This is a genomic window from Mycobacterium sp. GA-1841 (genome assembly GCF_001954135.1).
Classification (GTDB): Bacteria; Actinomycetota; Actinomycetes; order Mycobacteriales; family Mycobacteriaceae; genus Mycobacterium.
This window is the reverse complement of sequence record NZ_MBEQ01000095.1, coordinates 80,373-92,887: the sequence shown is the minus strand read 5'-3', so window position 1 is coordinate 92,887 and position 12,515 is coordinate 80,373. Positions and strand designations below refer to the sequence as shown.

The 12,515-nt window shown below is 65.5% G+C and carries 13 protein-coding genes; 8 read left to right on the top strand and 5 right to left on the bottom strand.

What is annotated here, in order from left to right:
* The gene (echA20, locus tag A5740_RS22710) at positions 1-756 is read right to left on the bottom strand and encodes a (7aS)-7a-methyl-1,5-dioxo-2,3,5,6,7,7a-hexahydro-1H-indene-carboxyl-CoA hydrolase (protein WP_003883018.1); all 756 of its coding nucleotides are present in this window, start codon (positions 754-756) and stop codon (positions 1-3) included.
* A 59-nt stretch (positions 757-815) separates the two neighbouring features.
* Here echA20 and A5740_RS22705 point away from each other — a divergent pair, with 59 nt between their 5' ends.
* Both A5740_RS22705 and A5740_RS22700 read left to right on the top strand, forming a co-directional pair.
* Positions 816-1,598 (top strand): SDR family oxidoreductase, encoded by a 783-nt coding sequence (locus A5740_RS22705; protein ID WP_076197811.1) that lies wholly within the window; start codon positions 816-818, stop codon positions 1,596-1,598.
* Positions 1,599-1,614: 16 nt separating this feature from the next.
* Positions 1,615-2,520, top strand: coding sequence for an SDR family oxidoreductase (locus tag A5740_RS22700; RefSeq protein WP_076197809.1), 906 nt, complete (start codon positions 1,615-1,617; stop codon positions 2,518-2,520).
* Between the two features lie 97 nt (positions 2,521-2,617).
* Here the strand turns inward: A5740_RS22700 and A5740_RS22695 are convergent, their stop codons facing one another.
* The 4 genes from A5740_RS22695 to A5740_RS22680 all read right to left on the bottom strand — a co-directional run bounded on the left by A5740_RS22695 (position 2,618) and on the right by A5740_RS22680 (position 6,298).
* Positions 2,618-4,084, bottom strand: a complete 1,467-nt coding sequence (locus tag A5740_RS22695) for a histidine phosphatase family protein (RefSeq protein ID WP_076197807.1) — start codon at positions 4,082-4,084, stop codon at positions 2,618-2,620.
* Between the two features lie 199 nt (positions 4,085-4,283).
* On the bottom strand, positions 4,284-4,763 hold the full coding sequence (locus A5740_RS22690; protein ID WP_076197805.1) for a nitroreductase family deazaflavin-dependent oxidoreductase: 480 nt from the start codon (positions 4,761-4,763) through the stop codon (positions 4,284-4,286).
* 9 nt (positions 4,764-4,772) lie between these two features.
* Positions 4,773-5,147 (bottom strand): hypothetical protein, encoded by a 375-nt coding sequence (locus A5740_RS22685; RefSeq protein WP_076197803.1) that lies wholly within the window; start codon positions 5,145-5,147, stop codon positions 4,773-4,775.
* Complete coding sequence (locus A5740_RS22680) at positions 5,147-6,298, bottom strand: steroid 3-ketoacyl-CoA thiolase (protein ID WP_076197801.1); 1,152 nt, start codon at positions 6,296-6,298, stop codon at positions 5,147-5,149. The genes A5740_RS22685 and A5740_RS22680 overlap by 1 nt, the downstream gene beginning before the upstream one ends.
* Before the next feature lie 166 nt (positions 6,299-6,464).
* Between A5740_RS22680 and A5740_RS22675 the strand changes: the two genes are divergently transcribed.
* From A5740_RS22675 to A5740_RS22650, 6 genes are read left to right on the top strand one after another with little or no spacing between them, the layout of a single operon-like run.
* Positions 6,465-7,715 carry a cytochrome P450 gene (locus A5740_RS22675; RefSeq protein ID WP_076197799.1) on the top strand — a complete coding sequence of 417 codons (1,251 nt, stop codon included), beginning with the start codon at positions 6,465-6,467 and terminating at the stop codon, positions 7,713-7,715.
* A gap of 27 nt (positions 7,716-7,742) precedes the next feature.
* Positions 7,743-8,747, top strand: a complete 1,005-nt coding sequence (locus A5740_RS22670) for an acyl-CoA dehydrogenase family protein (RefSeq protein WP_076197797.1) — start codon at positions 7,743-7,745, stop codon at positions 8,745-8,747.
* On the top strand, positions 8,747-9,910 hold the full coding sequence (fadE29, locus tag A5740_RS22665; protein ID WP_076197795.1) for an acyl-CoA dehydrogenase FadE29: 1,164 nt from the start codon (positions 8,747-8,749) through the stop codon (positions 9,908-9,910). The genes A5740_RS22670 and fadE29 overlap by 1 nt, the downstream gene beginning before the upstream one ends.
* 15 nt (positions 9,911-9,925) lie before the next feature.
* Positions 9,926-10,897, top strand: coding sequence for a bifunctional MaoC family dehydratase N-terminal/OB-fold nucleic acid binding domain-containing protein (locus A5740_RS22660; RefSeq protein WP_076197793.1), 972 nt, complete (start codon positions 9,926-9,928; stop codon positions 10,895-10,897).
* Positions 10,894-11,304, top strand: coding sequence for a MaoC family dehydratase (locus A5740_RS22655; protein ID WP_175616331.1), 411 nt, complete (start codon positions 10,894-10,896; stop codon positions 11,302-11,304). Before A5740_RS22660 ends, A5740_RS22655 begins: the two co-directional genes overlap by 4 nt.
* On the top strand, positions 11,301-12,482 hold the full coding sequence (locus tag A5740_RS22650) for a lipid-transfer protein (protein ID WP_076197791.1): 1,182 nt from the start codon (positions 11,301-11,303) through the stop codon (positions 12,480-12,482). The genes A5740_RS22655 and A5740_RS22650 overlap by 4 nt, the downstream gene beginning before the upstream one ends.
* Positions 12,483-12,515 lie beyond the last annotated feature (33 nt).

Here is a 12,515-nt window from a genome sequence, read left to right as displayed (position 1 = left end):
TTATTTCGACCCCTTGTCAGTTCCGGCGAAGGCGTCGCGGTGCTCGTCGGACACACCGGACAGGTTGAGTTCGAAGGTGAAGCCCTGCTCCATGCGGTACCGCGCGTTGACGGGCTGGACGTCGATGAAGTTCAGCGCCTCCTTGGCCGCTCGGATCACCCGGGTGTCCTTGCTCGCGATGTCGCGGGCGACGCGCAGCGCGGCCTCGTCGAGCTCCTCGCGTGGCACGACCTCGTGCACCGAACCGAAGTGGTGCAGGGTCTCGGCAGGCACGGTGGCGGCGGTGAAGAACAGCCGGCGCATCAGGTGCTGAGGCACCAGACGCGACAGATGGGTGGCGGCACCGAGCGCGCCGCGTTCCACCTCGGGCAGACCGAACTTGGCGTCGTCGGAGGCCACGATCACGTCGGCGTTGCCGACCAGGCCGATACCGCCGCCGACACAGAAGCCGTTGACGGCGGCCACCACTGGGACCTCGCACTCGTACACGGCCTTGAACGCGTGGTAGCAGCCGCGGTTGGCGTCGATCAGCGCGGTGAAGCCCTCGGTGTTCTGCATTTCCTTGATGTCGACGCCGGCGTTGAAGCCGCGGCCCTCGGCTCGCAGGATCACCACGTGGGTGCTGCGGTCGCGGCCGGCGGCGGTGATGGCATCGCCGAGTTCGAACCAGCCGGCCGACGGGATGGCGTTGACCGGCGGGTAGTTGACGGTGACCGAGACGATGCCCGGTTCGACTGTCTTGGTGGTGATCGTCATCAATCCACTTCCTGAAGGGGTCGCTACCTAAGCAAGCACTTGCTTGGTACGCTAGCACAGTGACCGATACGCCAGAAGCCGGTGCAATCAATTTGGATTTGGCCGGCAAGGTGGTCCTGGTAACCGGCGGAGTGCGAGGGGTTGGCGCTGGTATCAGCGCGGTTTTCGCCGGTCAGGGCGCCACCGTGGTGACCTGCGCACGTCGTCCGGTTGAGGGACTGCCCTACGAGTTCCACAGCTGCGACATCCGGGATGACGACTCGGTGAAGGCGCTGGTCGACGCCGTCGTCGAAAAGCACGGCCGCCTCGATGTCGTCGTCAACAACGCCGGCGGCTCGCCGTATGTGCTCGCCGCCGACGCATCGGTGAAGTTCAGCACCAAGATCATTGAGCTCAACCTGATCGGCGCGCTGGCGGTGTCCACGCACGCCAATGCCGTGATGCAGAGCCAGGACTCAGGCGGCTCCATCGTCAACATCTCCAGCGTCAGCGGACACCGGCCGACGCCGGGAACCGCCGCGTACGGTGCGGCGAAGGCCGGCATCGACAACCTCACCTCCACCCTGGCCGTGGAATGGGCGCCCAAGGTCCGGGTGAACTCGGTGGTGGTCGGCATGGTCGAAACCGAACAGTCCGAACTGTTCTACGGCGACGCCGACTCCATCGCGGCCATCTCACGGAACGTACCGCTGGGACGGCTCGCCAAACCGGCCGACATCGGCTGGGCCACGGCGTTTTTGTCCTCAGCGGCGGCGTCCTACATCAGCGGCGCCACGCTGGAGGTGCACGGCGGCGGGGAGCCGCCGCATTACCTGTCGACCACTACAGCAGACATCAAATAGAAGGAGACACATTCACATGGGACTTCTGGACGGCCGGGTGGTCATCGTGACGGGCGCCGGCGGCGGCCTCGGACGCGCGCACGCGCTGGCCTTCGCGGCCGAAGGTGCACGCGTCGTGGTCAACGACATCGGGGTGGGCCTGGACGGTTCACCGGCCGGCGGCGGTAGCGCCGCCCAGGCCGTCGTCGACGAGATCGTCGCCGCCGGAGGCGAAGCCGTTGCCAACGGCTCCAACGTCGCCGACTGGGGCCAGGCCGAGGCGCTCATCCAGACTGCGGTCGATTCCTTCGGCGGCCTCGACGTCCTGGTCAACAACGCCGGCATCGTGCGCGACCGGATGTTCGCCAACACCTCCGAAGAAGAGTTCGACGCCGTCACCGCCGTGCATCTTAAGGGGCATTTCGCCACGATGAAGCACGCCGCCGCGTACTGGCGTGCGCAGTCCAAGGCCGGCAACACCGTCGACGCCCGGATCATCAACACCAGCTCCGGCGCGGGCCTGCAAGGCAGTGTGGGACAGGCGAACTACAGCGCCGCCAAGGCCGGCATCGCCGCGCTGACCCTGGTGGCCGCCGCCGAGATGGGCCGGTACGGCGTCAGCGTCAACGCCATCGCGCCCTCGGCCCGTACCCGGATGACCGAGACCGTGTTCGCCGACATGATGGCCACCCAGGACCAGGCCTTCGATGCCATGGCGCCGGAGAACGTCTCTCCGCTGTTGGTGTGGCTGGGCAGCACCGAGTCCCGCGACGTGACGGGCAAGGTGTTCGAAGTCGAAGGCGGCAAGATCCGCGTCGCCGAGGGTTGGGCGCACGGTCCCGAGATCGACAAGGGCGCCAAGTGGGATCCGGCCGAGCTGGGTCCGGTCGTCAACGACCTGCTGGCCAAGGCGCGCCCCGCGGTGCCCGTCTACGGCGCTTAGTTTTCTCCTCGCGAACAGACGCAAACCGGTACCAGTTCAAACGATCTGGTACCGGTTTACCGGGGCCCCTCCCGCTTGCGGGGGACTGCTCGGCAGGTCAGGCGGCGTCCTTGCCGGCGCTCCTCACCTTGCCGTCCTTCTTCTCTTTGTCGTTGTTCGCCTTGTCGGCACCGGTGAGCTTCTTGACGGTCTGGCGGGCGTTCTGGATCGAGGATTCGATCCCGCTGCGCACCTCGTCTGAAACGCGTTCGGTTCGGTCGCGCACCGCGGACAGTGCCTTGCCCGGCTCCACCTTGTTGCCCGCGGTCAGCTTGGTCGCACCGTTGACGGCGCGGCTGGCCGAGATCCTGGTTTGCGCCAATGTCGTTCGCGCAGCGGCCTTCTCGGTGACATTCTCGGTGACCTTCGCGGTACTGTCGTCGGCCTTCTCTACCGAAGGCTCGGCACCCTGGGCGAGATTCTCGTCGGCGTCAGTCTCGACCTTGGCCTCGGGCTCGGCCTGGGCGGCGGTGCTCTGAATGCTGACCTTCGAGACCTGCGATGTCGACTTGTTCAGCGAGCCGGGGATACCGACGATCGCCTCGACGGTGTCGGTCACCGAATCCTTGACGAACTTGACCGTCGCTGCGCCGACGTCTTCGAGACCTTTGGCGCCGGCGTTCACAATCGTCTCGGGGTCCAACGACAGGACCGGCAGACGCATGTCGTAGATCGCCTTCTGTGGCGCCACGATCAGGTCGCGAACATTGACGAGCATCTTCGTCGCATAATCGGCCTCGGCCACTTCCGTGCCGGCCCAGCTCTTCAACGTCCAGCTGCCGTCTGCGTTCTTCTCCACCACCACGGTGTCGGTGTTGTTCAAGGGATGCTGCACGATCAACAACAAGTTCGGGTTGTCGACGTTCATCATCGTCCACATCATGATGGTGGCGCCGTGGGAGAACACCGCGGCGTCTATTTGGTTGTCGCCGTTGGTGTCTGAGGTGCCCGCTTCGACGTCGGCAAGGGCGTTCGTCACCCGTTCGTTGAACTCCAGGCCGCTCTCTCCACCGGGCACCGAGATGAACTGCAGGCCCAGGGTCCAGGCCAGCGGAGCCAGGATGTATCCGACGCGCCCGATGCCTTCGCCTTCGGGCAAGCCCTCGAAGATGCCGGCACTGATTTCCTGCACGCCGGAATTCCGCGTCGGATTCTTCGGGTCGTATGCGCCCAAGATCGTCACCGGCAACCCGCTCTTTTTGGCGAACGGTGCCGCAGTCTCTTGGGTGCGAATCATGGTCGAGGCGTAGAGCGCGTCGAATGCAGCGGCGGACTGGCCATCGGCCCAGGCCTGGGCCTGTTGCTCACCGGTCGGGCCCTCGTTCTGGTTCACCTGGTCATTGGTCAGGTGCGGCCCGGGCGTGCTGGTGTCGATGTATCCCGAGGCGTTGCCCTGCGACTCCGCATGCCGCACGAACGTCACGGTCATCGCGGCAGCGGGCAGCGTCGCCGCGGCGAACAGGGAGCACGCGGTCAGAGCGGTGGCGGCGGCTCCGGCGGTGCGGCGCCGTCTGAGGTGATGCATAGGCTCTCCATCGGTTCATGAAAATGTGGGCTGTCACTCATGTGCCGTTCACTGTGGGCGGGCTCACAGAACATAATCCGAGATCTGTTCACCCGTCAATTGTGCTACTCGGAGTTGCGTAATTGCCCTGGTCGTCCGATGCCTTGCCCTACAAAAACGCCCCCGACCTCAAGGTCGGGGGCTGCTGTTTGATGCCCGATCAGGCCGGATCGCAGATGACGATCGGAATCTTGCGGTCGGTGTAGGACCGGTAGTTCGCGAAGTCGGCGTACATGGCGTCCAGCTTGGGCCAGTACTCGTCTCGTTCGGGGTCGCTGGCGTCGCGTGCGACGAGCTCGAGCGTCTCGCGCTTGGTCTGGAACTTCACCTTGGGGTTGGCCACCAGGTTCAGGTACCACATCGGATTGGTGGCCCGGCCGCCCTGCGAGGCGACCAGCACGATGCGCTTGCCCTCCTGCAGATACAGCAGCGGGCTGTCGCGCTCCTCGCCCGACTTGCGCCCGATGGTGGTCAAGATGCCGACCTGGGCACCGCGCAGGAACTTGTCGCCGAAGCGCCCGCCGGTCTTCTTGAAGATCCAGGTCTGGGCCCGCGACATCCATTTGATCGCGGTGCCAGTCGAGTTCGCGTTGAGGCGTTCGACCTGTTTGGGGGTCAGGGGGCGGGGAGTCTCAGGCATGAGTGGACCTTAACGTGCAATGAAGGGCCGGATGCTGGCCGTGATCCGATGGATCTGACCGTCGGATTCCGGGATCACGAACGTCTCGTCGATGCGGGCGCCGACGCGTCGTCCCGCCAGTGTGGGCTTGGTCAGCAGTTCGAACCGGGCCCGGATCTCGTCGCCGGACACGGTGAACTCCGGCGTCGAGATCGACTTGATCACCCGGTACTGCGGGCCGCGATTGAGATCGCGGCGCATCTGCTTACCGGAAAACCCGGTCTTCAAGCCGATCTCGGTGCGGGTGCAGTGCGGTGCGAACGGCACCGCACTGGCATCGTGGCTTGCGAGCGCATCGATGTAGGCCTGTGCGGCCGCGATGCGTTGAGCTTCACTGAAGGCCACTAGATGCGCTCGATGATCGTTCCGGTGGACAGCGCTCCGCCGGCGCACATGGTGATCAGCGCGGTGCTCTTGCCGGTGCGCTCCAACTCGTGCAGCGCCGTGGTGATCAGCCGCGACCCGGTCGACCCCACGGGGTGACCCAGGGCGATGGCGCCGCCGTTGACGTTGACCTTGTCCATGTCGGCGCCGTGCACCTGCGCCCACGACAGCACGACGGACGCGAACGCTTCGTTGATCTCGACCAGGTCGATGTCGCCGAGCTTCATGCCGGCCTTCTCCAGCACCTTGGCGGTGGACTGCACGGGGCCGTCGAGGTGGTAGTAGGTCTCGGCGCCGACGTTGGCCTGCGCGATGATCCGGGCGCGCGGCTTGAGGCCCAGCGCCCTGGCTTTGTCTTCGTCCATCCACAGCACGGCAGCCGCGCCGTCGGAAATCTGCGACGACGTGCCCGCGGTATGGATGCCGCCGTCCATCACCGGCTTGAGCGAGGCCAGACCTTCGGCGGTGGTGTCGCGCAGGCCCTGGTCGCGGCTGACGGTGTTCAGCTCGGCGGTCGGCTGCTTGTTCTCGTCGATCACCGGCGCGACGATCGGGGAGATCTCCCGGTCGAACCGGCCCTCGGCCCAGGCCTGCTTGGCCCGGGTCTGCGAGGCCAGACCGAGTGCGTCGACGTCGGCACGGGTCAGGCCGCGACGCTTGGCGATCCGCTCGGCGGCCTCGAACTGGTTGGGCAGATCGATGTCCCACGAGGCAGCGCGGGCGCCGCCACCGTTGGCGCCGAGGCCCACCCGGCTCATCGCCTCGATACCGCAGGCGATGCCGACGTCGATGGCGCCGGCGGCGATCAATCCGGCGACGAGGTGGTTGGCCTGCTGGGCGCTGCCGCACTGGCAGTCGATGCTGGTGGCGCCGACATGCTCGGGCAGGCCGGCGATCAACCAGGACTGCCGGGTGACGTTGTTGGCCTGTTCGCCATACTGCGTGACACAGCCACCGATAACCTGCTCGACGCTGCCGGGGTCGATGCCGGCCTTCTCGATGAGGGCCTTCTGGACGGCGCCGAGCAGCTCGGTGGCGTGCAGGCCGGACAACCAGCCGTTGCGCTTACCGATGGGGCTGCGGGTGGCTTCGACGATGACAGGGTTACCCATGGAGCCAGGCTAGAACACGTTTCATTACTCTGACAAGCGCGGATGCATCACTACCTTTGATCTGCGGTCAAGCCGTGTTTCAATGGTCTCAATCGGTACTAGACCACGTTGTTTCAAGCATTGCTGGCTACGCGCACGGCTTGCTACAAACCCAAGGAGTAGAGACATGGGCTGCCCGAACATCCCCAAGGACTTCGACTTCCTCGATTCTGAGCTCAACCTCAAGGGCCTGCCGGTCGAGGAGCTTGCCGAGTTGCGCAAGGCCGAACCGGTTCGCTGGGTCGACGTGCCCGGCGGCACCGGAGGCTTCGGTGACAAGGGCTACTGGTTGGTCACCCGGCACGAGGACGTCAAGGACGTCTCGCTGCGCAGCGACGTGTTCTCCAGCGCGATGAACGGGGCGATCCCGGTCTGGCCGCAGGAGATGACCCGCGAAGCGGTCGATCTGCAGCGCGCCGTCCTGCTCAACATGGACGCCCCGCACCACACCCGGCTGCGCAAGATCATCTCCCGCGGTTTCACCCCGCGTGCGCTGTCGCGTCTCGAGGACGAGCTGAACAACCGCGCGCAGCAGATCGCCAAGAATGCCGCGGCGTCGAACTCCGGTGACTTCGTCGAGCAGGTGTCCTGCGAGCTGCCGCTGCAGGCCATCGCCGAGCTGCTCGGCGTCCCGCAGGACGATCGCGACAAGCTGTTCCGCTGGTCCAACGAGATGACCGCCGGCGACGACCCCGAATACGCCGACGTCGATCCCGCCATGTCCTCGTTCGAGGTCATCACCTACGCCATGAAGATGGCCGAGGAGCGGGGCAAGAACCCGACCGACGACATCGTCACCAAGCTGATCCAGGCCGACATCGACGGCGAGAAGCTGTCGGACGACGAGTTCGGCTTCTTCGTGATCATGCTGGCCGTGGCGGGCAACGAGACCAGCCGCAACTCGATCACCCACGGCATGATCGCCTTCTCACAGAACCCCGATCAGTGGGAGCTGTTCAAGAAGGAACGGCCCAAGACCGCCGTCGACGAGATCATCCGTTGGGCCACCCCGGTTTCGGCGTTCCAGCGCACAGCCAGCGAGGACACCGAGATCTCCGGCGTCAAGATCAAGGCCGGCGAGCGGGTCGTGATGTCCTACCGCTCGGCCAACTTCGACGAGACCGTGTTCGAGGATCCGTTCACGTTCAACATCCTGCGCGACCCGAACCCGCACGTGGGCTTCGGCGGCACCGGTGCGCACTACTGCATCGGCGCCAACCTGGCCCGCCTGACGATCAACCTGATCTTCAACGCCGTCGCCGACCACATGCCCGACCTCAAGCCGATCGGCGATCCCGAGCGGCTGAAGTCCGGCTGGCTCAACGGCATCAAGCACTGGCCGGTGGACTACACCGGTAAGTGCCCGGTCAGCCATTGATCGTCTGACGAAACGAGGAGGATTCGGGTGGATTTCACACCGAACCCGGAACAGCAGGCTGTCGCCGATGTGGTGACCTCTGTTCTGGAACGCGACAACACCTGGGACGCACTGGTTTCCGGTGGGGTTGCGGCGCTGGGAGTGCCGGAACGCCTCGGGGGTGACGGGCTGGGCCTGCCCGAGTTGTCCACCGCGCTCACCGAGATCGGCCGGCACGGCACCATCAGCCCGGCGCTGGCCACCCTCGGGCTCGGGCTGGTGCCGTTGCTCGACCTGGCATCCGACGCCCAGCAGGACCGGTATCTGTCTGGAGTTGCCACCGGTGCGGTGCTGTCCGCAGCGCTCAACGAGCCGGGTCGCCAGCTGCCCGAGCGGCCCACCGTGAACTTCGCCGACGGAAAGCTCAACGGCACCAAGGTCGGCGTGCCGTATGCCGAGACGGCGAAGTGGTTGGTGGTCACCGCCGACAGCGCGGTCGTCGTGGTGGCGCCCACGGCTGACGGTGTGACGGTCACCAAGACCCCGACCGCCAACGGTTCGGACGAGTACGTCGTGACGTTCGCCGACGTCGCGGTCGACGCCGCCGATGTCCTCGACGGCGCGACTGCGCATCGGGTCAACGAGTTGGCCCTGGCGGTCACCGGCGCGTTCGCGGCCGGACTGGTTGCCGGCGCCCTGCGGTTGACTGCCGACTATGTGGCCACCCGCGAGCAGTTCGGCCGTCCACTGTCGACGTTCCAGACCGTGGCCGCGCAGTTGTCGGAGGTCTACATCGCTTCGCGGACAATCTCTTTGGTGTCGACCTCGGCGCTGTGGCGGCTGTCCGAAGGTCTCGATGCCGACGAGGATCTCGGCATCCTGGGTTACTGGCTGACCTCGCAGGCCGCACCGGCCATGCGGCTGTGCCACCACCTGCATGGCGGTATGGGTATGGACATCACCTACCCGATGGACCGCTACTACTCCTCGATCAAGGACCTGACCCGGTTGCTCGGTGGTCCGTCGCATCGCCTCGACTTGGTGGGAGCGTAATGTTCATCGATCTGACACCCGAGCAGCGCGCGCTGCAAGCCGAACTGCGCGAATACTTCTCGACTCTCATCACCCCCGATGAAGCCAAGGCGATGGAGTCCGACCGGCACAACGAGGCCTACCGCACGGTGATCAAGCGGATGGGCAGCGACGGCAAGCTCGGTGTCGGCTGGCCCAAGGAATACGGCGGCCTGGGCTTCGGCCCGGTGGAACAGCAGATCTTCATCAACGAGGCCAACCGTGCCGACATCCCGTTGCCGATGGTCACGCTGCAGACCGTGGGCCCGACCCTGCAGGCACTGGGTACCGAGGAGCAGAAGAAGAAGTTCCTGCCCGGAATCCTTTCCGGTGACGTGCATTTCGCCATCGGTTACTCAGAACCCGATGCTGGTACCGACCTGGCCTCGCTGCGGACGACGGCCGTCCGGCACGGTGACGAGTACATCGTCAACGGCCAGAAGATGTGGACCACCGGCGCACACGACGCCGACTACATCTGGCTGGCGTGCCGCACCGACCCGACCGCGGCCAAGCACAAGGGCATCTCGATCCTGATCGTCGACACCAAGGATCCCGGCTACTCGTGGACGCCGATCATCCTGTCCGACGGCGCCCATCACACCAACGCGTCGTACTACAACGACGTGCACGTGCCCGCCGACATGCTCGTCGGTGAGGAGAACGGCGGCTGGAAGCTCATCACCACCCAGCTCAACCACGAGCGGGTGGGTCTGGGGCCGGCCGGTCGCGTCGCCGGCATCTACGACCAGGTGCACGCCTGGGCCTCCAAGCCCGGTTCGGACGGGGTCACCCCGATCGAGAACGACGACGTGAAACGCCTACTGGGACAGATCAAGTCGATCTGGCGGATCAACGAGCTGCTCAACTGGCAGGTTGCCGCGGCCGGCGAGACGATCGCGGTCGCCGACGCCGCCGCCACCAAGGTGTTCTCCACCGAACGGATCCAGGAAGTCGGCCGGTTGGCCGAGGAAATCGTCGGCAAGTACGGCAACCCGGCTGATCCAGAGACCGCCGAACTGCTGGTGTGGCTGGACAAGGTGGCCAAGCGCAACCTGGTGATCACGTTCGGCGGTGGCGTCAACGAGGTGATGCGCGAGATGATCGCGGCGTCGGGCCTCAAGGTGCCGAGGGTTCCGCGGTAACAGCGAGGGATTGAGGTGAGCGTGAATCTGCAGGCCGGTATCGACCAGATCATCGCGTCCGGGACGAGCAAGCCGACGGTGGCTCGAGACCCGGTGAATCAGCCCATGATTCACCACTGGGTCGACGCCATCGGAGACAAGAACCCGATCTACGTCGACGAAGCCGCCGCCAAGTCCGCCGGCCATCCGGGCATCGTGGCCCCGCCTGCCATGATCCAGGTCTGGACCATGATGGGGCTGGGACGCACCCGGTCTGACGATGATCCGCTGGGTAGGGCGATGAAGTTGTTCGACGATGCCGGGTATGTCGGCGTCGTCGCCACCAACTGCGACCAGACCTATCACCGCTACATCCAGCCCGGTGAGCAGGTGGTGATGAGCGCCGAAATCGTCGGCATCGTCGGCCCCAAGCAGACCGCGCTGGGTGAGGGCTACTTCATCAACCAGAAGATCCGTTGGCACGTCGGTGACGAAGAAGTCGCCGACATGGACTGGCGGATCATGAAGTTCCTCCCCGCCGCCAAGCAGGCTGCCGCGGAAGCCTCGGAAACCGTTGCCATCCCAGAAGATCTCGACCCGGACAAGCTGATGCGGCCGTCATCTTCGCGGGACACCAAGTTCTTCTGGGACGGCGTCAACGCCCACGAACTCCGGATCCAGAAGCGCCCGGATGGTTCTCTGCAGCACCCGCCGGTGCCGGCGGTGTGGGCCGACAAAGACGCCCCGGCGGATTATCTCGTGTCCTCGGGCAGGGGCACGGTCTTCAGCTACGTGGTGCACCACGCCCCGAAGGTGCCCGGACGGAGCCTGCCGTTCGTGATCGCCCTCGTCGAACTCGAAGAGGGGGTCCGGATGCTGGGTGAGCTGCGCGGGATCGACGCCGATCAGGTGAAGATCGGAATGCCCGTCACCGCAACCTATATCGACTTCCCGGACAGTGAGATCAGCCCGGCTTGGACGTTGTACGCATGGGAGCCGCAAGCATGAGCCTGACCGTCTCCGACGTTCGAGTCGGCACCACACTCCCCGAACTCAAGATCTACGGCGACCCGACGTTCATCGTCTCCACGGCGATCGCCACCCGCGACTACCAGGACGTCCACCACGACCGGGACAAGGCGCAGGCCAAGGGTTCCAAGGACATCTTCGTCAACATCCTCACCGACACCGGACTGGTTCAGCGCTACGTCACCGACTGGGCCGGTCCGAATGCGGTGATCAAGTCGATCAAGCTGCGCCTCGGAGTGCCCTGGTACGCGTACGACACCATCACCTTCACCGGAGAGGTCACCGAGATCGAAGGCGACCTGGTGACACTGAAAGTGGTGGGCAGCAACAGCCTTGGCAACCACGTCATCGCCACGTCCACACTCACTTTGGGAGACCAGGCATGAGCGGCTTGTCCGGCAAGGCCGGGTTATCGGGAAAAGCGGCGATCGCCGGGATCGGCGCCACCGACTTCTCCAAGAACTCCGGACGCAGTGAACTGCGTCTGGCCGCCGAGGCGGTACTCGACGCGCTCGACGACGCTGGGCTGAAGCCCTCCGATGTCGACGGTCTGGTGACGTTCACCATGGATTCCAACTTGGAGACCGCCGTGGCGCGGTCCACCGGGATCGGGGATCTGAAGTTCTTCAGCCAGATCGGTTACGGCGGTGGTGCCGCGGCGGCAACCGTCCAGCAGGCAGCGCTGGCGGTCGCGACCGGGGTCGCGGAAGTCGTTGTCGCCTACCGGGCATTCAACGAGCGCTCGGAGTTCCGGTTCGGCCAGGTGATGACCGGCCTGACCGTCAACGCCGATTCGCGTGGCGTCGAGTACAGCTGGTCCTACCCGCACGGGCTGAGCACCCCGGCCGCGTCGGTGGCGATGATCGCCCAGCGCTACATGCACGAATACGGCGCCACCAGCGCGGATTTCGGCGCGGTGTCGGTGGCCGACCGCAAGCACGCCGCCACCAACCCGAAGGCGTTCTTCTACGGCAAGCCGATCACCATCGAGGATCACCAGAACTCCCGATGGATCGCCGAGCCGCTGCGGCTGCTGGACTGCTGCCAGGAGAGCGACGGCGGGGTGGCCATCGTGGTGACCACCCCTGAGCGGGCGAAGGATCTCAAGCACCGGCCGGCGATCATCGAGGCGGCCGCCCAGGGTGCCGGCACCGACCAGTTCACGATGTACTCGTACTACCGTGACGAGCTCGGCCTGCCCGAGATGGGCCTGGTGGGACGTCAGCTCTGGCAGCAGAGCGGCCTGTCGCCCGCCGACATCCAAACGGCGGTCCTCTACGACCACTTCACCCCGTACACGCTGATCCAGCTCGAGGAGCTCGGCTTCTGCGGTAAGGGCGAGGCCAAGGACTTCATCGCCGGTGGTGCCATCGAGATCGGCGGCCGGCTGCCGATCAACACCCATGGTGGTCAACTCGGCGAGGCCTACATCCACGGCATGAACGGCATCGCCGAAGGCGTGCGTCAGTTGCGGGGCACGTCGGTGAACCAGGTCGACGGCGTCGAGCACGTACTGGTCACTGCGGGCACCGGGGTCCCGACTTCCGGGCTGATCCTCGGATAAAAGGTGCATTGTCACCCCGGCTCGGCACGGTAA